The organism is Pseudomonas sp. VEM90 (assembly GCF_054611535.1).
Genome location: NZ_JBTRAR010000007.1, coordinates 64,913 through 88,216, shown reverse-complemented (window position 1 = coordinate 88,216; position 23,304 = coordinate 64,913). Strand labels below are relative to the sequence as shown.

Genomic DNA, 23,304 nt, shown 5'->3' with positions numbered 1-23,304 from the left:
AAACTTGCTGTCGCTGCTGTCTTTGCCTCTATGGCTGGCATCTTCTGGGTCAAGAACGACAGCGCACGAAGGGCTAGCGAAAAGCCTTAGTGGCAGTGACGCTCGCCCGTTTTGTGATTGGTGTGGCAACCTTTAGAGTCGGTACCGCCACTGTGTGCGAAGGCAGCAACCGAGGAGAACGACAGGACTGCTGCGATCACGAGGGAAAGAATTTTCATCAGGCTACTCCATGCTTAGAGTTGTAGTGGCAAATTGCCTCGCTGAGCATATGGCCAAGAGCATCCTCATAACAATAGTAATTGCCGCGAAGCCGATGAAAGGGATGACTGGTATGGGTCGAAAGCTGCCAGTCGCAAGTTACCGATTTCGACCCAGAGCGGCCGCTCGCCAGGGGCCCATTCGACCAAGAGCTGCCACTCAGCTCGCCGTCAGTCCGTATTCACTAGCCCGAGCATTATCAAATTTTCAGCAGAGTTAATGGGGGATCTCAAGGCGGTTCCATGTGCTGCTTGATTGTTCACACAGCCTGGGAAGGGTCTACTACCGCGTCACTGAAGCGGCTTCACCAGCTCGGCGCCTTGGTTGCGCACATTGCCAATGGCGGTGCTCACTCGATACCACTCGAAGGCCTCGGCTGGCTCGCCCAGGTTGAGCGCCATCTGCTCGGCCTGTTCGCCCGGCGTCGCGGTTTCCATCCACTCACGCGCAAGGTCCGGGGCCAAAACCACTGGCCTGCGGTCGTGCACATCAACCATTCCGCCCTGGGCATCGGCCGTAATGATGACGAACCCATCATGCTCGCCGCCAGCGAACTGGCCGATGCTGGCGCAAAGGGAAGGGCGCCCGTCCCGGCGTCGGATGTAGTACGGCTGTTTCTTCGGTCCGCCTTCATCGACCCATTCATACCAGCCGTCGATCGGCGTTATGCCTCGGTGCGGCCAGATCGCCCGGAAGAAGGGGCCGTGTGCCACCTTTTCGACCCTGGCGTTGATCGGCGCAGCACGGTCGGTCGCCCAATGTGGCCGCCAGCCCCATCTCACCAGGTCCGCCCGCGGGCCTGCTTCATCCATTCGCAGCACTGCCACCAGCGTGGTCGGCGCGACGTTGTACCGGCCAAGTGGCTGGTCGCCGACGTTGTTCCGCCAGGCCTCTGGCAGGCTCAGGGTTTCGACAAAATCGTGTATGCCTCGGTACTGACTCAACCTTCCACACATGCGCGGCCCTCCTGCCTGAGCAAGCATAGTGCTTGGGTGTATCGCCGGTGTGGAGGAGGGCGACGGCATGCTGTACGCGCAGTCCTGGTGGTGAAGGGTTGAATGACCGCCCCACCTCCATTCAGCACGGCGCCAAGTCTGATTTTCCAGATGTTATAGGGTCGTTCGCGGGAACCCGAACAAAAATGCAGTACTTGCCACCCTCCATCGATTCAAAGGCCACCAGTTTTTCCACCAGCGCGGCGCTCAAAACCTTGCCAGCGTTAAGCAGCAACATGCCGTTGTCGGCGTTGAGGTTGCGCGCAAGCACCATTCCCGGCGTCAGGTCACGCGTGGTACACACCTGGACTTCAGGGTCCACCAAGGTGAGATCGCTGTGGAACGACGCGCAAACCTGGACGAAATCCTCCAGTAGTGCCGGGTCATACAACCGGCCGACGTACTTGCGCAGGTAGAGCAAGGCCTCGTCACTGTTCATCTGCCGTTCAAGAATCAAACCCCGTTGCAGCTCAACGAAGTCCACTGCCAGCTTGAGCAAGCGGGCGCCGAGCGGGATGGCTTCACCCTTGAGCCGGTCGGGGAAACCGCTGCCGTCCCAGTGCTCCTGGTGATGCAGGATCAGGCGCGCGGCATCTTTCATGGGCTCAAGGGTCATCAGCAGCGCTTCACTTTGGCGTGGATAGTCGCGATATCGGTCGCTGTGCATTAGCTGGTCCGAAGGGGCAACGATCATGCTATCCGGCCAACTCAATTTGCCTATGTTGTACAGCGCCGCAGCCATGGCCAGATCGCGGCTTATCGCCTCGTCCAAGGCGTGGGCCCTACAGTAGCAACGCACCAGTTCGATGATCTGCCGATTGGTCTGCTTGGCTGGAGGCAGCCGCAGATTAGCCAACATCGAGAACACCTCAGTCCCGGTAACATAGCTGTGTTTAAGCTCTTCGTAGGCCAGATCGAGCATGTCAGCGGTCTGCTGCAGCTCCGCGGTACGGGCTGCAACGCGTTTCTCCAGGTCGTTATTGAGGCGCCTCAACTGGGCGTTCTGCCGACGCGCCAGCAGCTCCAGGCGTTGGCGCTCGCGTTCGGAATGCTGGTGCTCCAGGGCCTGGCGCAAGGTCAGCAACATCTCGTCGTCGTTCCAGGGCTTGCTGATGTAACGGTGGATATGACCGTCATTGACGGCCTTGATGATTGCGCTCGGATCGGCATAGCCGGTCAGCAAGATCCTGACGGTCGAGGGGTGATGCTGATTGATCTGCGCCAACAAGGTGGCGCCGTCCATACCTGGCATGCGCGCATCGCTCATCACCAGGTCTACCGGGCCCTCGGCCATTTGCGCCAGTGCCTGTTCGCCGCTGGTCGCCAGCTTCACGTCATAGGGTTGGCCACGCAATAGCCGACGCAGACTGTTAAGGATCGATTCCTCGTCGTCTACTAGCAACACGGTCGGCCGATAGGGTGAATTCGGGGGCTGTTGCACGTCCATGGCAGGCCTCACCTGGTCGATCGATGGAGGCACTCGAGCTCAACGAGCGCTTAGGTCAAAGGCTAGTTCATTTTTCCGCGACAGGTGTCGGGGCATGGTGTGGCGTGTGGCAGGCGAATTGTCTGGAAGGCATCTAACCTGACAGCAGGGCACCACCCATCTGTATATCCGTCAGCCCAGGGAAAAAGGATTCTCCCGGATGTCCGTGCACATAATCTGTCGTTATCGTTCCGTTCTTTACCTGCAGCGCTTGCGACGTTGTCTGAGCCTGTGGGTGCTACTGGTCCTGAGTGCGGGCATCGGGGCCGAGCCGCTGGACGAGCCGCTCAAGCCGCTGCCTCCGATACCCACGCTGGCACCCGAGCGTGTGGAACTGGGGCGCCAGTTGTTCAACGATCCACGGCTGTCGCTCAACAGCACACTGTCCTGTGCCAGCTGTCACCGTCTGGACAAGTACGGGGCCGATGACCGGGCGTTTTCCATCGGTGCTGATGGCCAGCCGCTTGCGCTCAATACGCCAACGGTACTCAATGCCAGCCTTAATTTCCGACAGTTCTGGAATGGCCGGGTCGAGTCGCTCGAGGAGCAGGGGGATGCGGTGATCACCAGCGCTCACGAGATGGGCGGAGACTGGCGGGTGATCAAGCAGCGCATCACCGCAGACGTGCGTTACCGTCAGGCGTTCAAGGATGCCTACCCGGACGCGGTGACAAAGGACAACATCCTCAGCGCGTTGGCCGATTACGAAAGGACGCTTCTTACCCCAGGCGCACGCTTCGATCGTTACCTGCAGGGCGATACCGAGGCGCTCACCCTGGAGGAAAAATACGGCTACCAGCGCTTCAAGGATTATGGCTGCATCGCCTGCCACCAAGGGGTCAATATTGGGGGCAACATGTTCCAGAAGTTTGGCGTGTTCGGCGACTACATCGCTGACCGCGGCAACCCCACCGAGGCGGACCAGGGCCGCTTCAACGTGACCGGAGAGGAGGCCGACCGGGGTGTGTTCAAAGTGCCGAGCCTGCGCAATGTGGCGATGACCGCGCCCTATTTTCACGATGGCTCGGCGCCTACGCTGGAGCGTGCGATCGACGTGATGTTCCAGTACCAGCTAGGACGAATCCCAAGCGATGAGGACCGCAGGCTCATCATGCTGTTCCTCAAAACCCTCAATGCTGAAAAGGCGGGTCAGCCATGAGGGTGATTTCTCGGCGCACAAGCCTGATTCTATTCAGTGGGTTGGTCCTTGTACTGGCGTCGATGCTGCTGTACTTGTACCTGAATTCCGGGTCAGAGCAGACCCAGACCTACAACGAATCCCGAGATCTCATCCGTCAGCTCAAGCAACAGGACGCTGTATGGGAAAACGAGGTGCTCAAGGCCCGGGTAGCCGTCTCCCATAACTACGATCCACTTGTGATCCCCCTTAAGGAGATGAAGCGGCTGTGGGCACGATTCGACAGCCGAGAAGCCGAGCAAGGGCGCGATGACTCAGACCAGTGGCGCGATGCCCATGACGGTTTTCTTTCTGCGTTCGGGGAAAAGGCTCGGCTCGTGGAGCAATTCAAGTCGCACAATGCCTTGTTGCGAAATTCGTTGGCATTTCTACCCACAGCCGAGGACGGTATTCAGGCCCAGCTCAATACCATGCTGGCACCGAATCGGCAGGAGGTACAGGTATTCGTCACTGACACCTATGACCTCCTGCTAAGCGCCCTGGAGTTCGCACAGGTTACCTCTGTGGAAAGGGCTGCGGAGATAGAGGTGGGGTTAGGCAATTTGGCTGTTAACGCGGAGAACCTGCCCAAGGAATTCCAGACGCCCCTCAATCTGTTGAGCAATCACGTGGCGTTGATCCTGCGCGAGCAACCTGTCGTCAACCGCCTGCTCGAGCAGATCGAGGCGATTCCGGTTGCCGAACGCCTGGATACGATCACCAGCCTCCTGGACAGGGATCAACAACAGTTCGAAAAGATCAACCGTAAATACCATCTCTACACGCTATGGCTATCGGGCCTGCTGATGTTTTCGGTCATCTGCCTGGCTGCGCTGCTGGTGCGCAGCTTCGCCGAGGTGAGACGGGTCAACAACGCATTGCAGAGCGCCAATGACGTCCTGGAGCAGCGAGTCGAGGAACGCACCCTGGAACTCAGGAACGCTCAGAGCGAGCTGTTCAACGCCGCGCGCCAGGCTGGTATGGCGGAGATCGCCACCAATGTGTTGCACAACGTGGGCAATGTGCTCAACAGCGTGAACACATCCTCTGATCTCATCGCTCGAAGGTTGCGCAGCAGCAAAACCCAGGGCTTGGGCAAAGCCATGCAACTGTTCCGCGAGCATGCCACTGACATCGGTCGGTTTCTCGACGAGGATCCCAGAGGCCGGTTGCTTCCCGGCTACCTCAACCAGTTGACCGAGGCGATCGCCGATGAGCAGAAGGAGATGGTGATCGAGCTGGAGCGAATGAACAAGAGCATCGACCACATCAAGGAAGTGGTGGCCACCCAGCAATCCTATGCCGGCGCTAAAAATGTGCCTGAGCCGCTGTCGGTTAATGACCTGGTCGAGGACGCGCTGCGCATGAACGCAGGCGCGTTGACCCGGCATCAGGTGAGGGTAGTGCGCGACTTTACAGACCTGCCTCTGGTGATGGGCGACCGGCATCGGCTGTTGCTGATTCTGATCAACCTGATCAGCAACGCCAAATACGCCATGTCCGGCCCCGGCAGCGACCCGCGGACGATGATCCTCAGGACGCGCATCGTTGAGGGAGGCTTCCTGGAAATGAGCGTGCTGGACGAAGGCGAAGGCATTGCCCCTGAAAACCTGCAGAAGATCTTTGCCCATGGCTTCACCACGCGCAAGGACGGGCATGGCTTCGGCTTGCACAGTTGCGCCCTGGCCGCCCTCGAGATGAATGGTCACCTGACCGCACACAGCGACGGCCCTGGCTTGGGTGCTGTCTTTACCCTGAGGATCCCGCTGATCGCGGTGACGGAGCCTGCATGAGTGACATGACCAATCGCCGGATCTTGCTGATCGATGACATGCCGACTATCCACGACGACTTTCGCAAGATCCTTGCCCCGGCCAGATCGCAGAACTCTGAGCTGGACGAGATGGAAGGGTTGTTGTTCGGCGAGCAGGTCAAGAACGAACGACCGGTATTCGAACTCGATTCAGCCTATGGCGGTGAGGAAGGACTCGGCCTGCTGAAGCGGGCGCTGCAGGCCTGCAAGCCCTACGCATTAGCCTTCGTCGACATGCGAATGCCAGGTGGATGGGACGGGGCTCAAACCATTGAGCACCTGTGGGAAGAGGACCCGCTGTTGCAGGTAGTCGTCTGCACTGCCTACTCGGACTATTCCTGGGATGAGTTGCTCGACCGGCTGCAGGCCCACGATCGCCTGCTGATCCTGAAAAAACCGTTCGACAATATCGAGGTCCAGCAAATGGCCAGCACCTTGCTGACCAAATGGGAAATGACCCAACGAGCCTCGCTGAAAATGCACCAGCTCGAACAGCGGGTAGAGCGCCGTACCCAGCAACTGACCCAAGCCAGCGAGGCGCTGCAGCAGGAGATCGAGGAGCGCAAGCAGCTGGAAAGCCAACTGGTGCAATCGGAGAAGCTCGCCTCGTTGGGGCAGATGGCCGCCGGCGTGGCGCACGAGATCAACAATCCGATCGGTTTCGTGTCCTCCAACCTGGGTACTTTGGGAGGGTATTTCCAGCAACTGGTGGCGATGCTCGACGCCTATCGCCAGGCCGAACTGATGCTTGGCGCAAACGAAACCACTGGGCGCTTGCAAAGGCTTCGTGAGCAGACGGAACTGGAGTTCCTCATGGAAGACATCCCGATCCTTATCAAGGAGTCCAAGGACGGAATCGGTCGAGTGGCGCATATCGTCAAGGACCTCAAAGACTTCTCGCGGGTTGACAGCGCTCAGCAGTGGCAATTAGCCGATTTGCAGAAGGGCATTGACTCCACGCTTAACATCGTCGCGAGCGAGCTGAAACATAAAGCCGACCTGGTAAAACGGTACCAGCCGTTACCCCCTGTCGAATGCCTGCCGTCGCAGATCAACCAAGTGATAATGAACCTGGTGCTCAACGCCGCCCAAGCCATGGGCCCCGAACGGGGTACCATCACATTGGGCACTGCTCATCAAGGCGCCTGGGTGTGCATCGAAGTTGCGGACACAGGCGCAGGGATAGCACCGGAGAACATCAGGAAAATCTTCGATCCTTTTTTCACCACCAAGCCCGTCGGCCAAGGTACCGGGCTAGGCCTGTCCCTTTCCTATGGCATTGTAAAGAAACACGGTGGCGAGATAACCGTATCAAGCCAGGTCGGAGTGGGAACAACGTTTCGTGTACAACTGCCGGTAAAGCAGAGCACAACGCTGTGATAGGGCACGCGTCATGCTGCTGACGGATGGGTCTACCGGAACCAGGAAAGGGCAGGGGGGCGCCCCGGCGATCCAGCCAACAAGTCAATGCTTGGCCGTGGCGAGTAGCCGATAGCGCGAGAAGGGCGTGCCGTCGATATCCACCTCTCCGTCAAGGCGAAACCCCAGGCGAAGAATACCTTTGATTCGTGTTCTGGTTGGTGGAAGCAACAGGGTGATCGACTCAAGCCCCATCTCCTGGAAAGCGCGCCGTACGATCTCATCGAAAATCACTCTGCCAAGCCCCCAGTAGTCTGGATGAAGCACCAAGGCAAGATCAGCGTCACCGTCTTCCTGCTGCAGGCCACCCCAGCCGGCGAATTCATCTTCAACGAAAAAAGCCCAGGGACCATAGCCATTCAGTGCCCATTGGGCCTCTTTTTGGGCGACCCACACCTTGCACTTGCTTTCGTCAAAGTCGGGACGACCCAAGGGCATTTGGCGTAAGACATCGGGATTGTTGTTGAGCGCGATGATGTCAGCGATGGAGGCGTCGCTGAGAGGTCGGAAATGCAGTTGCATGATGTGCCTTTCAAACCGCTTTAAACCTGATGTATAGCGCCCTGGCCGAACTGCACCAGGGCGGATCGATTCGTAGGCCGCCGACTGCACGGCCTGAGGTCCGCTTCTTACGCTAGACCACCGCGCCAAACAAGCGACCCACCAGAGCCGTGGCGCCCATGGCCAGCGCCCCCCAGACGGTCACCCGACAGGCGCCCGTCATGATGCTGGCCCCGCCAGTCTTGGCGGCAATAGCCCCCAATGACCCGAGAAATACCAATGACATGCCCGATATCCAAGGCACCACGCTGTGCTCCGGCGCGACGAACGTCACCGCCAGTGGCAAGGCGGCGCCCACCACGAAACTGGCGGCGGACGCCAGGGCGGCTTGCAAGGGTTTGGCGGCGAGGGTGGCGCTGATGCCCAGTTCGTCCCGCGCGTGGGCGCCCAGTGCGTCATGGGCCATCAGTTGATCGGCCACTTGATGCGCCAGTTCGGGTGCTACCCCGCGATGTATGTAGATGTTGGTGAGTTCGATGTGCTCAGCTTTCGGGTCGCTGGCCAGTTCTGCCCGTTCGCGGGACAAGTCCGCCCGTTCGGTATCGGCCTGGGAATGTACCGAAATGTACTCGCCGGCGGCCATGGACATGGCCCCGGCCATCAGCCCCGCCATTCCGGTGACCAGCAACGTGGCATGGCTGGCGTCGGCGGCCGCGACGCCTATCAGCAGGCTGGCGGTAGAGACAATGCCGTCGTTGGCACCCAGGACAGCGGCGCGCAGCCAGCCGATACGATCGCTTCTGTGTGCCTCGGTGTGTCTGTGCATGAATTTCACTGTTTAACGGGCTCCCTGTCATCAGGCGGTTCAAATTGCACGGGTGCCGAGCGCGCCTGCAGCCGGCGTCAGCGGGTTTCAATTTGCGCCTGCAACTGTCCGCCGACAATGGATATTTCTTTGAAGTGTTCGCCCTCGCGCAGCACGAACAGCGCGTCCATCCCGCGCTCCTGAGCCAGACGAGGGCCTTCGGTTTCGCCCAGGACCATCAGCGCCGTGGCCCAGGCATCGGCGAGCATGCACGAGGCCGCCACCACGGTGACGGCGGCGAGCGAGTTGCGCAGTGGCGCGCCGGTGGCCGGGTTCATGGTGTGAGCATAGGACTGACCGGCCACGTCGACCCACTGTCGGTAGTCCCCGGAGGTCGCGATTGAGGTATCGTTAAGTTCCATCACACCCATGACCTCACGCACGCCCCTTTTGGGCTTTTCCAGGGCCAAGACCCAGCATTGTCCGTCAGGTTTGACGCCCCGGGCGCGCATTTCGCCATCGATACCGACCAGGTAGCGAGTGATACCTGAACCTTCCAGGCAACGGGCCAGTTCATCCACGCCAAAACCTTTGGCAATCCCACTCAAGTCAAGGTTCGCCGGCGCGCGCTTGCGCACCTGATTGCGTTGTGGCTCAACCTCCAATGCGGCGTCGGCTGAAAGCCAGGTGCGCGGCGCAATTGTGCCGATCCCCTGTGCTGTGACCTGCCGCGCCGCTGGGCCGAAGCCCCACGCGTTCACCAGGTCACCAACAGCGATGTCGAAGGCGCCGCCGGATTGCCGGCTGACGCGCAATGCAGCAGACAGCACCGTGGCCAGTTCGTCGGGTACCGACACCCATTGCTGCTCGGGGGCGGCATTGAGGCGGTTAAGGTCCGAGTCGGGTTTCCAGGTGGACATTTGCTGGTCCACCCGGGCCACGGCGCGGGCCAGTTGCTGGCCAATTTCGTCGGTATCAAGCCCGGCCCCGGCATAAAACAGGGCAGTGTAGCGGGTGCCCATGGTTTCGCCGTTCAGGCTGTAACGCTGCAACTCAGTAGACATCTTCACGGTAGCGTCCTTGTGCCTTGAGGGTCAGCACGCTGAGGTTGAGAGGCGCCAAGACTTCATCCAGGGCCTGCATCACGCCTTTGGCCATTTCGCGACTGCCACACACCAGTACTTGGGCACCTTTTTCAATCAGCCGGCGCAAGGCGAGGGCATCATTGATCAGCCGGTCTTGCACGTAGCTGCGCTCCGGGACCTGAGAAAAGGCGGCGTGCAATTGCGTAAGGCGGCGGTCCGACAAGAATTGGTTGAGTTCCGGTTCGTAGAGAAAGTCCGAAGCCGGGTTGCGCCCGCCCCAATACAAGTGCATCGGGTGTCGGGCCTTGTTGTTGCGGATAAAGCCGGCCAAGGGACCGATACCGGTACCGGCGCCGATCAGGATTACCGGGTGCGTGCCCGATGCCGGACGAAATTGCGGGTTGGGCTGAATGAAGGCGTCAATCTGCGCGCCAATGTCTAGACCGTGAAGAAACTCCGAGCACATGCCCCCGTTGTGTTTACGCACACAGATCTCCAGCACGCCGTCCTGGGAACCGCTGGCCAGCGAGTAGAAGCGCGGGATTGGGCTGCCCGGGGGCAGAATCCCGACCAGGTCGCCGGCCAGAAAGCTCGGCAGTCCGCCGCGCGCTTTGAAGCGCAGGACATGGGTCGGTGCATTTACCTGTTCGCCATAGGCAATCCGCTCTGTCAGCTCTAGTGAATGGGTACGCGGCCGCTGCGGGGTATGAACCAGCGCCAGCGCCTGCCCCAACACGTCGCCCAACGCGTGGCCCCAGCGCGCAAACTCCTGAGGGGACTGGCGGTTGACGGTTTCCAGCCCCAGCAATGGCGAGCCACCGGCCTGCAACATGGCGTCCTGCACTTGATGGGCGTACTGACAGAACTGCGCAAACTGACGGTCGCCCAGGCCCAGCACCGCAAAGGGTAGGCCGGGCTTGACGCCGGTTTTGGCCAGCCGCGCCAGGAACTGCGAAGCCGAGGCCGGCGCATCGCCGTCACCGTGGGTCGCGGTGAGGATGAACACCCGTTGGGCATTACGGTAATCGCCCAACCAGTCGTTCATCGCCGCGCTGTGCACCTGATGGCCGCTTTGGTGCAAGGCGTCATGCAAGGTTTTGGCAAAACCCCAGGTGCTGTTGTTTTCACTGCCCACCAGAATCACGCTGTCGGCAGCATGAGCAGGGCTGTTGTGGCGAAGGCGCGGGCCAGCCTTGCGGCGGCGCCACCATAACAGAACGCCGGTCACGCTCATCAACGGCACGCAGAGGGCGCAGAGCCCGAGCAACAGGCCCAGCCACCAGAGGCCTTCGCCAGTGTGCAACTGGTAGACCAATTCATAGAGGTTGAGCATCGGGTCGTGGGCTTGATAGGACAGCAAGGCGCCGCTGGCCTGATCCACGTAGCCGTCGCCCTGTGCTGTGCGCAGGGAGAACACATCGCGGGGGTTGCCGGGGCTCGGGTAGACCAGCTCGCGCAAGTCGTTCAAGTCGGTGGCCTGCAAGGCCTGCAGCTTCGCCACCGGCAAGGCCGGACCGGCGCTGACGTGCGCAGGGAAGGCGGGTTCAGCTTGACTGCCGTCGGCGATAAAACCAAACGTGGTGGCGGACATGTAGGCCCCGCTCAGTGCCGATAACAACAGCCCGAGCAAGGCCAGTCGCCCGACTTCAGCATGCCAGCGCTGGCTGAAAGTGCCCCGCAGCGGCCGCAGCAGGTTGCGCCAGCCACCCAGGCGTCGGGCCAGCAATAGCGCGCCGGACACTGACAGCGTCAGCATGAGCAGGGCACCAACACCCGATACGCCATGGCCCGGCGTGCCAAGGAACAGCGAGCGGTGCAGGTCTTTCACCCAGCGGGTGAACGCGGATGGCTCGTAAGGGGCGAGCCCTTGGCCGGTCAGTGGGTCGACCTTCTCCGCCCCGGCCTTGCCGTTCTGGTTGTAGTAGACGATCACCGTGCCGGACGCTGAGCGCTGGATCTGCTCCACCCCCGTAAAGTGGCTGGCCACGCGCCCGGCAAGTTGGCCGACGTTTAGTTGCCCGGCAGAAGTGGACGTATTGTGCAGACGTTCCAGCGCCGGCTCGACAGACAGGATCGCGCCGCTGATGGCCAATACCATGACCAACAGGGCGGCGATCAGGCCAGGAAGAGAATGGAACTGACGAAGCATGTTCAGCCTCCGGAGGTGGCGGGTGCTACAGATCGTAAGTAAAGGCGTCGACGTAGGTACTGCCCGTCGCGGGCTTGCCTGCACCCTTGGATGTCAGCGGCACGCTGACATCGCCGCGGGCGTCGCGTTTGTCCTCGACGGCGCTGTCGATGCGGATCTGATACCCGGCATCAATCAGGGTGTCCGCCAGTTCTACGCTGACTTTCAGCGTGCGCCCACTGCCGACGCTGGCGCCGCTGACCCCGTCGAACTCGCTCGGGTTCATCCCGCTGCCACGGGCCCAGTCGGCCAGGTGCTTGTAATATTTGGCCTTCTTGCCGGCCACCCAGAGGGTTTTCTGGTACTGGCCATTGGCGTCGGTGACGTAGATCGCCAGGTAGGCATCATTGCCGCTGTAGTCCTTGAGCTGCGTGGTCAAGGTCACTTCACGGGCCTGGGCCAGCGCCGGCAGGGTAATGGCGCCGATGAGGCAGGTTGCTGCGATGATCTTTTTCATGAGCGTGTCCTCTTGATCGTTAGGTCGAGAGCCTGGACCTGCCGGCTGACAGCAACCTGAACGGCAGGAAAATTCATAGACAGGTGAGTTGTCATTCGGCGAGCGGGCTGCCGAGATAGTCCCTGGCATCGCCGTCATTGCGGAAATGGACCTCGAGTGTCCTCAGGTGCAGCGATGCCGGGGAGTAGCTGGCTTCGATGTCATTGCCTTTGCGGTCCTGGCCCTTGAGTTCGTAACAGCCATCGTCGACCTTGATGCGCTGCACGCGCCAGCCGTATTGCCGCTCTACCTGCTGACGCAGGGTTTCACGAGGTTGCCAGTCGCTTACCGGGTCGCTGCAGTCGTCACCGGCCAGGGCGTAACCGCTGAGCAGCAAGCCCATCAGCGTGGCATTGGCAATAAAACCTGATTTCATGACTTGTCTCCTGTCGAGGGCGGCGTCTGTGGCATAACCTAAAGGGCCTTCCTGACAGCCAGCTGAATTTTCAGATTCACGTCAGGCAAGGCGATTAAGGTGCTGCAAGACAACCATCACAGGAGGTGTCAGATGCGGGTTCTACTGGTCGAGGACGCTCCAGGCCTGGGTGAAGCGGTGCGCGAGCAGATTGCCGATGATGGCCACGCCGTCGATTGGGTACAGCGCTTGGACCACGCGCGCAACAGCGTCCGCAGCACGCCTTACGACTTGATCTTGCTGGACCTGATGCTCCCGGACGGGCGCGGGTTGGATTTTCTGCGTCAACAACGCTCGGCAGGAGACGTGACCCCGGTGATTATCCTGACCGCCCAGGATCAGATTTCCGATCGTATCGCCGGCCTCAACGCCGGTGCCGATGACTACCTGGTCAAACCGTTCGACCTGTTTGAACTCTCGGCCCGCGTGGCAGCGGTGGGGCGGCGTTATAGCGGCAACCCCAATCCACAGATCAGACTCGGTGATTTGCAGGTCGACATGAGTGCCCGCACGGTGCAACGGGGCAGTGCGACGGTGGACCTCACGGCGCGGGAGTGGGCGCTGTTCGAGGCGTTTGTGCAACGCCCCGGCGCGCTACTGTCCAAGTCGCAGCTCGAAGAGCGGCTGTATGCTTTTGGCGCCGAAATCGAGAGCAATACCATCGAGGTATACATCAGCCGTCTGCGAAAAAAACTCGGACGCGAGCTGATCGAAACCGTGCGAGGCATGGGCTACCGGTTAATGTCCGCATGAAGCCTTCTTCGAGCCTGCAAATAAGTCTCGGTCTAGGGCTGACGCTTGGTATGACTTTACTCTGGCTGGTGGCGACAGTGGGTGCCTGGCTAGTGGTGCGGCATGAGTTGAACGAAGCGTTCGATAGCGCGTTGGAAGAAACTGCACAACGCATTCTGCCCTTGGCCGTGCTGGAAATCAGCAACCGGGAAGAATCCAGCACAGCCCAACACGTCGCAACACTGAAGATGCACAAGGAATACCTGACTTACCTGGTGCGCGATGCCAAGGGCAAGATTCTGATGCAATCTCACGACGCCAACCCGCAGATTTTCAACCGACAACCAACTGAAGGCTTCTCCACTTCTGAAAAGTACCGATTGTATGGCGCTAGCGCATTGCGTCAGACGCTGTTCATCGAGGTGGCCGAACCGCTTGGTCATCGTCGTGAAGCCGCGCGGGAGGCCTTGTTTGCGTTGTTGGTGCCGCTCATGGTGTTGATTCCTGTCAGCCTGGTGGGCACCTGGTTATTGGTGCGTTTCAGCCTGCGCAGCGTGCTGGCTTACCGTCGTGCCATTGAAGCGCGCGGTGTGGGTGACCTGTCTCCGATCAAGGTGGAGCACCTGCCTGCAGAAATCGATCCGTTGGCTGAGGCGGTCAATCACCTGCTGGAGCGCTTACGCAACGCCCTTGAGGCCGAGCGCAGCTTTACCGCCAACAGCGCCCACGAACTACGCACACCATTGGCCTCGACCCTGGCGCAGATCCAGCGGTTACACCACGAAGCGCCGGAGGGGCCGCTGCGGGTGCGTGCGCAGAAGATCGAGCACGCGTTGCACGAGCTTTCAAGGCTTTCAGAAAAGCTCATGCAGTTGGCCAAAGCCGAGGGCGGCGGGCTGTTGTCCGAAACGCCACAAGACCTGATCCCGTTGCTTGCCCATGGCGTGGACGAGTGGAACCAACGCAGCGGGCAGCGCATTGAGTTGCAGTTGCCAAGCCAGACCAGCGTGTATTCGATCATTGACCCGGACGCCTTTGGCATCCTGCTGCGCAACCTGATTGAGAATGCGCTGAAGTATGGTGCAACGGACCAACCGGTCGAAGTCAGCCTCACCGAGCAGGCACAGTTGCGGGTAGTCAATAGCGGCCCGGCGGTGCCGCAGTCTGTATTAGAGCACCTGACCGAGCGTTTTGTGCGCGGTCACAGTGAGATCAGTGGTTCGGGGCTGGGCTTGGCGATTGCCAAAACCATCGTGCAGGGAGTAAACGCGCGAATGAAATTGGTCTCCCCGGCAACAGGTCGACAGGATGGGTTTGAAGTCTGCATCTGGTTACCGCTTGCCCCATCATGAAAGTCCATGAGGCTCGCTATCAGGCGCTCAGCACTCGTTTCAACACTTCGTAAATCCTGGCATCAGCCGATTGGGCAACGTTGAAACGGATGAAATCACCCGCAGTCATGGACTGGCTAAACGCATTTCCGGGCGCCAGCACTACACCTTCATTCAAGCAAGCCCGGGCCAGCGTGGCTGCATCCGTGCCTTGAGGGAGTTGGCACCAGACATACATGCCTGACTGGGGCGTTATCCAGGGCTTGATACCAACGGCCCTTAGTTTCGCTACCGTTCTCTCCATGGCCTCGGCCAGCCTGAGGCGAACGCTTTCCATGTGTTTGCGGTACCCGCTATCGGTAATCGCTAGATGGATGATGTCCGCGGCCAGGCGGCCACCCCCGAATGTAGTCGCAATCTTGAGATCGACCAGGCTCTGGATCCAGTCACTGCGAGCCGCGATGTAGCCGCATCGAATCGACGCGGAGATGGTTTTGGAAAAGCTGCCTATCTGGATGACACGAGAGAGGCCATCGAAGGCAGACAGCCGTGGCGCTGGTGCATTCTCGAAATCCCCGAAGATGTCGTCCTCTACAATCACCAGGCTGGAGTTGTCGGCCAGCTTCAGCAGCCTGTGCGCCGTGACCGGAGACAGGGTGGCGCCGGTTGGGTTATGGATGCCTGCATTTGTTATGTACAACCGGGGAGCATGCGCTAGCAGGGCAGCGCCAAAAGCATCGATGTCCGGACCCGTCGCTGTATAGGGTACGCCTACGATGTTGACCCTGTGTGCTTTGAGCAGTGCGTGAAAATTGAAATAGCAGGGATCGTCGACCAGCACGGTGTCCCCCGGCTCCAGCAGAAAGCGGCAGATCAGGTCTATGGCGTGGGTGCCGGACTCCGTGAGCATGATCTGCTCAAGAGGGGCTTCGATCCCGATGCCTGTCAGCCTTCTTGACAAGAATTGCCTGAGTGGCAGATGCCCAAGCGGTGAGGCGTACTCAGTCAGTTTCAGCGTGTCAGAACGGGCAACGGTTCGAAGCGCTTTCCGCAAGCCCGCTTCGAACATCCAGGAAGGAGGTAGCCACCCGCACCCCGGTTTCAACGCATCGCTAGCGGTTTCAAGCGACTGGCGGGAGATCCACAGTGGGTCCACTTCACGATCAAGCCTGGGGCCGAGTTCGGTGAGTACCAAGGGCGCCACTGGTCCGGCTACGTAAAAGCCGGAGCCAGGGCGAGAATTGAGTACACCCTCTGCCATCAACCTTTCATAGGCCTCAAGAACCGTAGAAACCGACACTTGCATGGTCTGCGCCATAGCGCGGACCGAGGGAATTCTCGCGCCTGGTGTGTAGGTTCGAGAGGCGATCCGCGACTGGATTTCACCCATGACTGTTCGAATTCGCGTTCCGTCCCGTTTCATCGCACCCTCAACTGTGCTGGAGTTATATGCATAACAGTTTGGTTTAAGTGTATTGGATTGTACATGGCCTGGGTGAGCCTGTCGGTGATGTACTGAGCCTTGGCTTATCGAGGACTTACCGATGGAAAAATCAGCAAGCGGGTGGATCAACGGCTTCATAGGCGTCGCCATCTTTGCGGGTTCGTTGCCGGCAACCCGAGTGGCAGTGGCCGACTTCGAACCGACGTTCCTCACCTGTGCGCGAGCAACCATTGCCGCCATGCTGGGCGCGCTTTTTCTGATCGTGCTACGCCAGCCTCGACCCAAACGTGAGGACTTGTCGCCCTTGGCTGTAACAGCGCTCGGCGTTGTTATCGGTTTCCCGCTACTGACAGCATTTGCCCTTCAGCACATCAGCTCTGCTCACTCCATTGTCTTTGTCGGGCTCCTGCCATTGTGTACCGCAGGCTTTGCCGTTCTGCGGGGCGGTGAACGACCTCGGCCATTGTTCTGGCTGTTCTCGTTGACAGGTGCCGGGTTGGTCGCTGGCTATGCCTTGATGAACGGAGGTGAGGCATCGGCGGTGGGCGATCTGCTGATGTTGGCTGCGGTTGCGGTCTGTGGGTTGGGTTATGCCGAAGGCGCGCGTCTGTCGCGGACATTGGGGGGATGGCAGGTGATCAGCTGGGCATTGCTGGTAGCGTTACCGTTCATGCTGCTGCTGACGGTGGTCAATCTTCCAGCCCCTGATGACTTTGCCAGGGTAAGTGCCCCTGCGTGGCTCAGCTTTGGCTACGTTTCACTGTTCAGCATGCTGATCGGGTTTGTGTTCTGGTACCGAGGGCTCGTCCAGGGGGGGATTGCGGCTGTGGGCCAACTGCAACTCTTTCAGCCGTTCATGGGGCTTGGGCTGGCAGCGTTGCTTCTGCACGAGCATGTTAGCTGGACGATGCTGCTCGTGACGCTGGGTGCTGTCATCTGCGTTTACGGGGCTAAGAAATATGCCTAAGCACAGCGTCATGCCCTGTCAAACAAGGTTGGATGTAGCCCGGCGCCGTCTGACGCCGGGCTGAATTGCATCAGAAAGGCTTGGTAGGCAGGTACTTGCCGTCCAGGGTGATCACAGCGCGGTGGCCACCGTCTGGGTCTTCGACTTTCTTGATGTCCAGCTTGAAGTTGATGGCGCTGATGATGCCGTCGCCGAACTTCTCGTGCACCAGCGCTTTGAGGGTGGTGCCGTATACCGACATCATTTCGTAGAAACGGTAGATGGTCGGGTCGCTCGGCACGCCGTCGAAGAAGCTGCCGCGGATAGGCATCGATTGCAGCAGCGCGACTTGATCAGCATCGAGGCCGAGTTTCTCGCCTACAACCTTCGCGGCGCTTTCAGGCAGCGGATGCTGGCCGAGCAGCGCTGCTGTAACGAAAGCTTCGGACAGGCCGGTGCCTTCAACGATTTCGGCGAAGGAGAGGTCTTTGCGGGCCTTGGCCAAAATGATGGTTTCGGTCAGTTCCTGGCGAGCAGTGCGGGTAGCTTGAGTCTGGATCATGGTGAATCTCCTGGGTAGGCAAAGGTACAGGTAAGGTTTCAGGCAACGTGCCTGGCTTGCTGGGAAACGGCGTGGACTTCCGGGTTTGCTGCGAGAGACACGAAGGTCCCGGTACTGCCATCAAAGGCGTCGATGCATCCGGTCTCGATGTCATAAATCCAGCCATGCAGGGTCACGCGGCCTTCTTCGAGCGCCAGACGCACGGATGGGTGGGTCTGGATGTTGGCCAACTGCGCGATGACGTTTTCGCGCACCATGGCAGCGACTTTGCTCGGCTTGTCCGGGTGCTGACGGGCTTCGTTGACCACCTTGGCCGAGTCGGCGTACCGCAACCAGCCGGCCACGGCGGGCATGTGATCCAGGCACTTGCAGGTGGCAATGGCGGTCATCGCGCCGCAGTCCGAGTGGCCGCAGATCACGATGTCTGCGACGTTGAGGCCGGCCACCGCGTATTCGACCGAAGCCGAAACGCCGCCCGGTTCCGGGCCATAGGAAGGCACGATGTTGCCGGCGTTGCGGATTACAAACAGATCGCCTGGCTCGCGCTGGGTAACCAGTTCAGGCACCAGCCGGCTGTCCGAGCAAGAGATGAACAGTGCCTTTGGGCTTTGTTGGGTGGCCAGGTCCTTGAACAGTTTGACCCGCTCCGGGAAGGCGTTTTGCTGAAATTTCAGAAAACCGTCGATGATCGCTTTCATGGTGGCTGTCTCGATGTCGCTGGGTGTGAGACAAAGATTAAGCACCGCATGGCATAAGGTAAAAGTCTCATTTATTATGCATGCAATCAGATAATCTTATGGGTAAGGCCATGCTCGCTCGACATATCCAGTACTTTCTTGCGGTGGCGGAGCACCTCAGTTTCACCAAGGCTGCAGCGGCGCTGCACGTATCTCAGCCAGCCCTTTCCCAGCAGGTAAGGCAGTTGGAAGAAAGTCTTGGCGCCCAGTTGTTCGACCGCTCAGGCCGCACAACCCGTTTGACGGATGCCGGAGACGTCTATCTTCACTATGCGCGCCGTGCTCAGCAGGAACTGCGGGAAGGTAAAAGTGCCATCCATGACGTGAGCGACCTCAGCCGCGGCTCATTGCGCGTAGCCGTCACACCGACATTCACGACCTATCTGGTGGGGCCGCTGATCGAGGCGTTTCACTTCCGGTATCCAAACATCACCCTCAACCTGAAAGAGATCTCTCAGGAGCGCATCGAGGAGCTGCTTTTGGCGGGAGAACTGGACGTAGGTATTGCGTTTGATGAAATAAACTCACCGGACATCGAGGCCGTTTCCTTACTGAGCGAAACCCTCGCTTTAGTGGTGAGCCGCAGACACCGCCTGGCCGAGGAGCGGTCCATTGCATCGCAGGCGCTGAGTGCTGAGTCTATGGTTCTGCTCAGCCCAGAGTTTGCCACTCGCGAACAAATTGACCGCTACTTCCGCAAACACGACATTCGCCCGCAAGTGCAGATGGAGGTCAATGCCCTTGGCGCAGTGATTGAAATCATTCGCCGGACGACGCTGTCGACTTTATTGCCTGCCAAAATTGCCTTGGCCCATGACGATCTGGTGGCCATCACGCTGGAGCCAGAACGCTTGCAGCGAACGGCCGTACTCATGCGGCGAAAAGAGGCCTTTTTGAGCGCAGCCGTGCGCGTGTTCATTGAGCTGGCTAAAGAAGTATCCAGCGATCTTGAGGCGTGAGGCCGCGTACCTACAACGCGATCTCCACCACTATGATTAACCCGGTGATCGTCGAGGCCATGGATCTTCGTACTGGAACTGATACCGCCGCTCGGCGCGGTCAGGACTGAGGTCGCGGTTGAGGACGGCCTGAGCACGATGGGCTTCTGGCAAACAAAAAAACCTGATCCTCTATGTAAAAGAATCAGGTTTAGCAGGACCTACAGGCCCAGTTCAGTCAGGCCTGGGTGATCATCCGGCCGGCGACCCAGTGGCCAGTGGAACTTGCGCTCGCTTTCCTTGATGGGCATGTCGTTGATGCAGGCGAAACGGCGGTGCATCAAGCCATCGGCTTCAAACTCCCAGTTTTCGTTGCCGTAGGAACGGAACCAGTTGCCCGAATCGTCGTGCCACTCGTAGGCGTAACGGACGGCGATGCGGTTGTCGGTGAAGGCCCAGAGCTCTTTGATCAAGCGGTAGTCCAGCTCTTTCTTCCACTTGCGAGTGAGGAAGTCCTGAGCTTCTTCACGATTGTTTGCAAACTCGGTACGGTTACGCCATTGGGTGTTCGGCGTATAGGCCAGTGCAATCTTTTCGGGTTCGCGAGTATTCCAACCATCCTCGGCGAGTCGGACTTTTTCAATCGCCGATTCGCGAGTGAAAGGAGGAAGTGGCGGACGAGTGTGTTCGTTGGACATGGTGGTGCCTCCAATCTTCTGGATGGTTCAGTTGAGTGAGTGTTGCTTTAACGTCAAGCGCTTGCGTGCTGTACGTCTTTGAGTAATATCTTTGCGATTTCTCTTGCACTATCGAGAACGGTGTAGTCACCCATGACGTGGGCCACGGTTATCGTGCCCTCTATCATCAAAAAAAGTTGCTTGGCCAAGCCGGCCGGATCGTTAATCCGTAGTGCCTTGGTCAGCTCTAGCGTGTAGTCCAGCAGCTTTTGTTTATGCAGTTTTGCGATCTGCCGAACAGGATCGTCTGCGTCACCAACCTCTCCGGCTGTGTTGATGAACGCACATCCGCGAAAACCGTCAGACTCGAACCAACTTTTGAGTACATCAAAAATTCCAAGGATGCGCGCTTCTGGCGTTTGCGCTTTTTCGCATTCACTTCTAAACCACTTCATCCAGCGTATATCGCGTGCATTGAGTGCCGCTGCGGCTACGTCGTCTTTATTCGCGAAATAGCGATAAATACTTTTACGTGCTACGCCCGAGGTCTTTACCAGGAGGTCCATGCCCGTGGCATGAATCCCGTTTTCGTAAATAAGCTTCTCGGCAGTCGCCAGGATTTTTTCGCGTGTATCGGTCATTGGCTTATCCATGTAGCCAGAGTAGAACGACCGTTCTCCCTGGTCAAGCATCTCTTGAAATTATTCGATTGCGCGCAAGCGGGGCGCCGGCATGCTTTCGATCAGGGTGGCTGGCTTCCCGCTTATCAGTCGCGCTCCAGTTCGGCGAAGCGGCTGGACAGCCAGGCGTGCAGCGTTTATTCCCGGCGCTACGCCCGATGAAACTCATGCACACATTCAAGCAGGCAGTACCGCGCCTGCTCCTTGCCACTGACCAGAAGCTTGATATGAACCGACAAGATTACCCCCTCGTTTCCCTCGCCATCCTCAAGGCCAAGCCAGACCAAGATTGTTCAACGTCGATTTCGTCAGGGGTAATGCCCTTGCTCGACAGCACTCGCTTGGCGCTCACGCAGTAAGGGCAGTGCTGGGTGGTGTAGATAGTCACGTGGCTCATGGTGGTTACCCTCCTAGCTTGCCGATGGCGGAAAGTCGATATCGGTAGCGGCGATGTTGTTCAGGTAGTTGGTCAGGGTCAACAGCGTGACCTGCGCCACTACCTCCACGATCTTGCTATCCGTAAGGCCCGCCTCACGCGCAGCAGCGATCTGCTCGTCACTCAACTGGCCGCGACTTGCGGTGATCTGTTGCGCCAGTGCGGCAACCGCGCTGAGTGTGCCGGCTCGGGCTTGCCTGACGGCCTCATCGCTCAGCCCAGCCTTGCCGCCAAAGAAGGTGTGTGCCGCCAGGCAGTAGTCGCAACCGTTGATTTGCGAGGTGGCGAGGGCAACGACTTCACGCTCGGCGGCGCTCAGTGAGCCTTTACCCAAGGCTTGGGCGAGGCCCAGGTAACCGTTGAGTGCGACCGGAGAGTGAGCCAGGGTCTTGAATGCATTGGGAATGAAGCCGAGACCTTTTTGAATGCCTTCGAGGGCTGCGCGCGAGCCAGTAGGGGCCTGGTCCAGCGAGAGAGTAGCGATGCGAGTCATGGTAGTTCTCCACTAGGTTGATTAAACGGCTTGTCTATCAAGCCTGGAGTCCATACTAGGGAGGCAGACTTTCCTTTCGGCTTCAGATCGTCGAAGGTATGCAACAGATCGTCTAAACCTGAGCGCGCTATGGACCGACTATCGACACTGCTCAAGCACTTCAACCTGCACGCGTCCACGTTTCACCAGGGTGGGTTCTGTGGAACAACCCACCTGTATGGGCAGCACAGTGTCGGCCACGCCCACCTGCTGCGCTCGGGGCGTCTGGCCTTCAGGGGCAAGCGTGGCCAGCTGATCGAGTTGACCGAACCCAGCCTGATTCTGGCGGTGCGCCCGCAGGAGCACGACTTGCTGGCCACCGAAGCCGATGAAGCGGAATTGGTGTGCGCCACCCTGCATTTCGATGGCGGCGCCAACAACCCGCTGACCCTGGCTTTGCCGGACTTCATCATCAAGCCCCTCGGCGAATTGCAAGGCCTTGATGGCACCCTTCACTGGCTGTTCGAAGAAGCCTTTGGAGACGAGTGTGGTCGTGATGTCATTCTCAATCGCCTGTTCGAGCTGATGATCATTCAACTGCTTCGCCACCTCATCGCCAACCGCAGCATCGCCTCGGGAATGATGGCCGGGTTGGCTAACATTCAGCTGTCCCGCGCGCTTGTGGGGATCCACGATGAGCCGCAGCGCAATTGGTCCGTGGCCGAACTGGCGAATCTTTCGGGCATGTCGCGGGCGAGCTTCGCTGCGCACTTTCGCGAGATCGTGGGCATCACGCCCGCGGACTACCTGGCGAACTGGCGCATCAGCCTGACGCAGAAACGCCTTCGCGAAGGGCGCCCCATTGCCCTGATCGCCGATGAGGTCGGCTACGAAAGCCCTTCTGCGCTGGCCCGAACCTTTCGCCGCAAGGTGGGCGCAAGCCCGACGCAATGGCTGCAGCAGGATGCGGTATAGCGCCTGCTCGACAGATTTGCGCGCGAGGCAATGAGCGAGGTGGCCGAGGCGCAGGAAGGGCAGACCGGGCGTCACTTGGGCGCAGTGAAAAGTTCGCGACCGAGGGCTCGTGCAGTGTCCATATGATCAGTCGGATCTTGCGTTTCCGATTCGAGCAGGAGCTCGGACGTGACGACAGATGCGCCGCAATAATCGAAGATCCCATGATCAATCTGCGTCTTCATGGCATCGGCATAGCCGTGCCGCTCATAGGTTCCCCCGTCCGCGCCGCCGATGCCGACAAGATGAACCCGCAGGTGGCGAAGCTTCTTCACCAGCTTGGCATCCGAACTGAAATCGAAGGCCCAGCCATTGGCGAACACGCGATCGATCCAACCCTTGAGAAGCGCTGGCATCGACCACCAGTAGACGGGATAGACCAGCACAAGGGCATCGGCACGATCGATCCGCGCCTGCTCGGCGGCAACATCGGCGGGGGGCGGTGCTTCCTTGTGATGGACAGCGAGATCAGCCGCAGTGAACCGCGGATCGAACGCTTGCGCTGATAGGTCTGCGATTTCGAAGGAGTTGCCGGGATCGGCCAGGGATAAGCCTTCGGCGACTTGCGCAGCAAGGCTATGGGTGAGGGACTGGGGATCGTGATGAGCGACAACGATGAGTGCGTGCATGTCGAAAACACCTGCTATTGATTGAGGGCGAGAGGGCGAACCTTATATACTCTTGGTAAGTTACGCTT

General features: G+C 59.3%; 25 protein-coding genes. 8 read left to right on the top strand and 17 right to left on the bottom strand.

The features are described from left to right. Nucleotides 1–86 precede the first annotated feature (86 nt). From ACYCCG_RS09305 to ACYCCG_RS09295, 3 genes are all read right to left on the bottom strand, one after another. Nucleotides 87–218 (bottom strand): YHYH domain-containing protein, encoded by a 132-nt coding sequence (locus ACYCCG_RS09305; protein ID WP_196178041.1) that lies wholly within the window; start codon nt 216–218, stop codon nt 87–89. Between the two features lie 330 nt (nt 219–548). After that, nucleotides 549–1,214 (bottom strand): SOS response-associated peptidase, encoded by a 666-nt coding sequence (locus ACYCCG_RS09300; RefSeq protein ID WP_459670120.1) that lies wholly within the window; start codon nt 1,212–1,214, stop codon nt 549–551. 121 nt (nt 1,215–1,335) lie between these two features. Continuing rightward, complete coding sequence (locus tag ACYCCG_RS09295) at nt 1,336–2,700, bottom strand: response regulator c-di-GMP phosphodiesterase, NosR family (RefSeq protein WP_339443128.1); 1,365 nt, start codon at nt 2,698–2,700, stop codon at nt 1,336–1,338. Nucleotides 2,701–2,899: 199 nt separating this feature from the next. On the opposite strand from ACYCCG_RS09295, the gene ACYCCG_RS09290 reads away from it, so the two are divergent. Genes ACYCCG_RS09290 through ACYCCG_RS09280 form a run of 3 tightly spaced genes read left to right on the top strand, consistent with a single transcriptional unit; the run spans nt 2,900 to nt 7,109 of the window. Beyond that, entirely contained in the window at nt 2,900–3,898 is a 999-nt protein-coding gene (locus ACYCCG_RS09290) for a cytochrome-c peroxidase (RefSeq protein WP_459670119.1), read from the top strand. After that, nucleotides 3,895–5,709, top strand: coding sequence for a DAHL domain-containing protein (locus ACYCCG_RS09285; protein ID WP_459670117.1), 1,815 nt, complete (start codon nt 3,895–3,897; stop codon nt 5,707–5,709). Before ACYCCG_RS09290 ends, ACYCCG_RS09285 begins: the two co-directional genes overlap by 4 nt. Then, nucleotides 5,706–7,109: an ATP-binding protein gene (locus ACYCCG_RS09280; protein ID WP_459670115.1), complete on the top strand. Its 1,404-nt coding sequence runs from the start codon at nt 5,706–5,708 to the stop codon at nt 7,107–7,109. The genes ACYCCG_RS09285 and ACYCCG_RS09280 overlap by 4 nt, the downstream gene beginning before the upstream one ends. Nucleotides 7,110–7,193: 84 nt before the next feature. On the opposite strand, the gene ACYCCG_RS09275 is transcribed toward ACYCCG_RS09280, so the two are convergent. The 6 genes from ACYCCG_RS09275 to ACYCCG_RS09250 form a co-directional block, all read right to left on the bottom strand. Next, entirely contained in the window at nt 7,194–7,670 is a 477-nt protein-coding gene (locus ACYCCG_RS09275; RefSeq protein WP_021782911.1) for a GNAT family N-acetyltransferase, read from the bottom strand. Between the two features lie 112 nt (nt 7,671–7,782). Continuing rightward, a complete protein-coding gene (locus ACYCCG_RS09270; protein ID WP_209966327.1) occupies nt 7,783–8,484 on the bottom strand; it encodes a VIT1/CCC1 transporter family protein in 702 nt (233 codons plus the stop codon). Nucleotides 8,485–8,552: 68 nt separating this feature from the next. Further along, nucleotides 8,553–9,518, bottom strand: coding sequence for an FAD:protein FMN transferase (locus ACYCCG_RS09265; RefSeq protein ID WP_459670215.1), 966 nt, complete (start codon nt 9,516–9,518; stop codon nt 8,553–8,555). After that, nucleotides 9,508–11,688, bottom strand: coding sequence for a PepSY domain-containing protein (locus ACYCCG_RS09260; protein WP_459670112.1), 2,181 nt, complete (start codon nt 11,686–11,688; stop codon nt 9,508–9,510). Before ACYCCG_RS09260 ends, ACYCCG_RS09265 begins: the two co-directional genes overlap by 11 nt. A gap of 25 nt (nt 11,689–11,713) precedes the next feature. Continuing rightward, nucleotides 11,714–12,184, bottom strand: a complete 471-nt coding sequence (locus tag ACYCCG_RS09255) for a DUF2271 domain-containing protein (protein ID WP_274118738.1) — start codon at nt 12,182–12,184, stop codon at nt 11,714–11,716. Between the two features lie 91 nt (nt 12,185–12,275). Then, nucleotides 12,276–12,599, bottom strand: a complete 324-nt coding sequence (locus ACYCCG_RS09250; protein ID WP_101196008.1) for a PepSY domain-containing protein — start codon at nt 12,597–12,599, stop codon at nt 12,276–12,278. A 132-nt stretch (nt 12,600–12,731) separates the two neighbouring features. On the opposite strand from ACYCCG_RS09250, the gene ACYCCG_RS09245 reads away from it, so the two are divergent. Together ACYCCG_RS09245 and ACYCCG_RS09240 are read left to right on the top strand one after the other, a co-directional pair. Further along, nucleotides 12,732–13,391, top strand: coding sequence for a response regulator transcription factor (locus tag ACYCCG_RS09245; RefSeq protein WP_209966318.1), 660 nt, complete (start codon nt 12,732–12,734; stop codon nt 13,389–13,391). Continuing rightward, entirely contained in the window at nt 13,388–14,722 is a 1,335-nt protein-coding gene (locus ACYCCG_RS09240) for an ATP-binding protein (protein WP_459670109.1), read from the top strand. The genes ACYCCG_RS09245 and ACYCCG_RS09240 overlap by 4 nt, the downstream gene beginning before the upstream one ends. A gap of 19 nt (nt 14,723–14,741) precedes the next feature. On the opposite strand, the gene ACYCCG_RS09235 is transcribed toward ACYCCG_RS09240, so the two are convergent. Continuing rightward, a complete protein-coding gene (locus ACYCCG_RS09235; protein ID WP_339534504.1) occupies nt 14,742–16,124 on the bottom strand; it encodes an aminotransferase-like domain-containing protein in 1,383 nt (460 codons plus the stop codon). A 121-nt stretch (nt 16,125–16,245) separates the two neighbouring features. On the opposite strand from ACYCCG_RS09235, the gene ACYCCG_RS09230 reads away from it, so the two are divergent. Beyond that, the gene (locus ACYCCG_RS09230; RefSeq protein WP_101196010.1) at nt 16,246–17,112 is read left to right on the top strand and encodes a DMT family transporter; all 867 of its coding nucleotides are present in this window, start codon (nt 16,246–16,248) and stop codon (nt 17,110–17,112) included. Nucleotides 17,113–17,182: 70 nt separating this feature from the next. On the opposite strand, the gene cynS is transcribed toward ACYCCG_RS09230, so the two are convergent. Further along, complete coding sequence (gene cynS / locus ACYCCG_RS09225) at nt 17,183–17,653, bottom strand: cyanase (protein WP_252460869.1); 471 nt, start codon at nt 17,651–17,653, stop codon at nt 17,183–17,185. 38 nt (nt 17,654–17,691) lie between these two features. Then, on the bottom strand, nt 17,692–18,351 hold the full coding sequence (locus tag ACYCCG_RS09220; RefSeq protein WP_252460871.1) for a carbonic anhydrase: 660 nt from the start codon (nt 18,349–18,351) through the stop codon (nt 17,692–17,694). 110 nt (nt 18,352–18,461) lie between these two features. Between ACYCCG_RS09220 and cynR the strand changes: the two genes are divergently transcribed. Then, nucleotides 18,462–19,349, top strand: a complete 888-nt coding sequence (gene cynR, locus ACYCCG_RS09215) for a transcriptional regulator CynR (RefSeq protein ID WP_252460872.1) — start codon at nt 18,462–18,464, stop codon at nt 19,347–19,349. A 200-nt stretch (nt 19,350–19,549) separates the two neighbouring features. Here the strand turns inward: cynR and ACYCCG_RS09210 are convergent, their stop codons facing one another. The 4 genes from ACYCCG_RS09210 to ACYCCG_RS09195 all read right to left on the bottom strand — a co-directional run bounded on the left by ACYCCG_RS09210 (nt 19,550) and on the right by ACYCCG_RS09195 (nt 21,614). After that, nucleotides 19,550–20,026, bottom strand: coding sequence for a nuclear transport factor 2 family protein (locus tag ACYCCG_RS09210; protein ID WP_252460873.1), 477 nt, complete (start codon nt 20,024–20,026; stop codon nt 19,550–19,552). A 53-nt stretch (nt 20,027–20,079) separates the two neighbouring features. Beyond that, on the bottom strand, nt 20,080–20,658 hold the full coding sequence (locus tag ACYCCG_RS09205) for a TetR/AcrR family transcriptional regulator (protein WP_436839625.1): 579 nt from the start codon (nt 20,656–20,658) through the stop codon (nt 20,080–20,082). Nucleotides 20,659–20,926: 268 nt separating this feature from the next. Further along, nucleotides 20,927–21,082, bottom strand: a complete 156-nt coding sequence (locus ACYCCG_RS09200) for a glutaredoxin domain-containing protein (protein WP_459670108.1) — start codon at nt 21,080–21,082, stop codon at nt 20,927–20,929. A 13-nt stretch (nt 21,083–21,095) separates the two neighbouring features. Continuing rightward, a complete protein-coding gene (locus tag ACYCCG_RS09195; protein ID WP_459670106.1) occupies nt 21,096–21,614 on the bottom strand; it encodes a carboxymuconolactone decarboxylase family protein in 519 nt (172 codons plus the stop codon). A 129-nt stretch (nt 21,615–21,743) separates the two neighbouring features. Here ACYCCG_RS09195 and ACYCCG_RS09190 point away from each other — a divergent pair, with 129 nt between their 5' ends. Continuing rightward, on the top strand, nt 21,744–22,568 hold the full coding sequence (locus tag ACYCCG_RS09190) for an AraC family transcriptional regulator (protein WP_459670104.1): 825 nt from the start codon (nt 21,744–21,746) through the stop codon (nt 22,566–22,568). A gap of 71 nt (nt 22,569–22,639) precedes the next feature. Here ACYCCG_RS09190 and ACYCCG_RS09185 read toward each other — a convergent pair whose 3' ends face one another. After that, the gene (locus tag ACYCCG_RS09185; RefSeq protein ID WP_459670103.1) at nt 22,640–23,236 is read right to left on the bottom strand and encodes an NAD(P)H-dependent oxidoreductase; all 597 of its coding nucleotides are present in this window, start codon (nt 23,234–23,236) and stop codon (nt 22,640–22,642) included. Between the last annotated feature and the right edge of the window lie 68 nt (nt 23,237–23,304).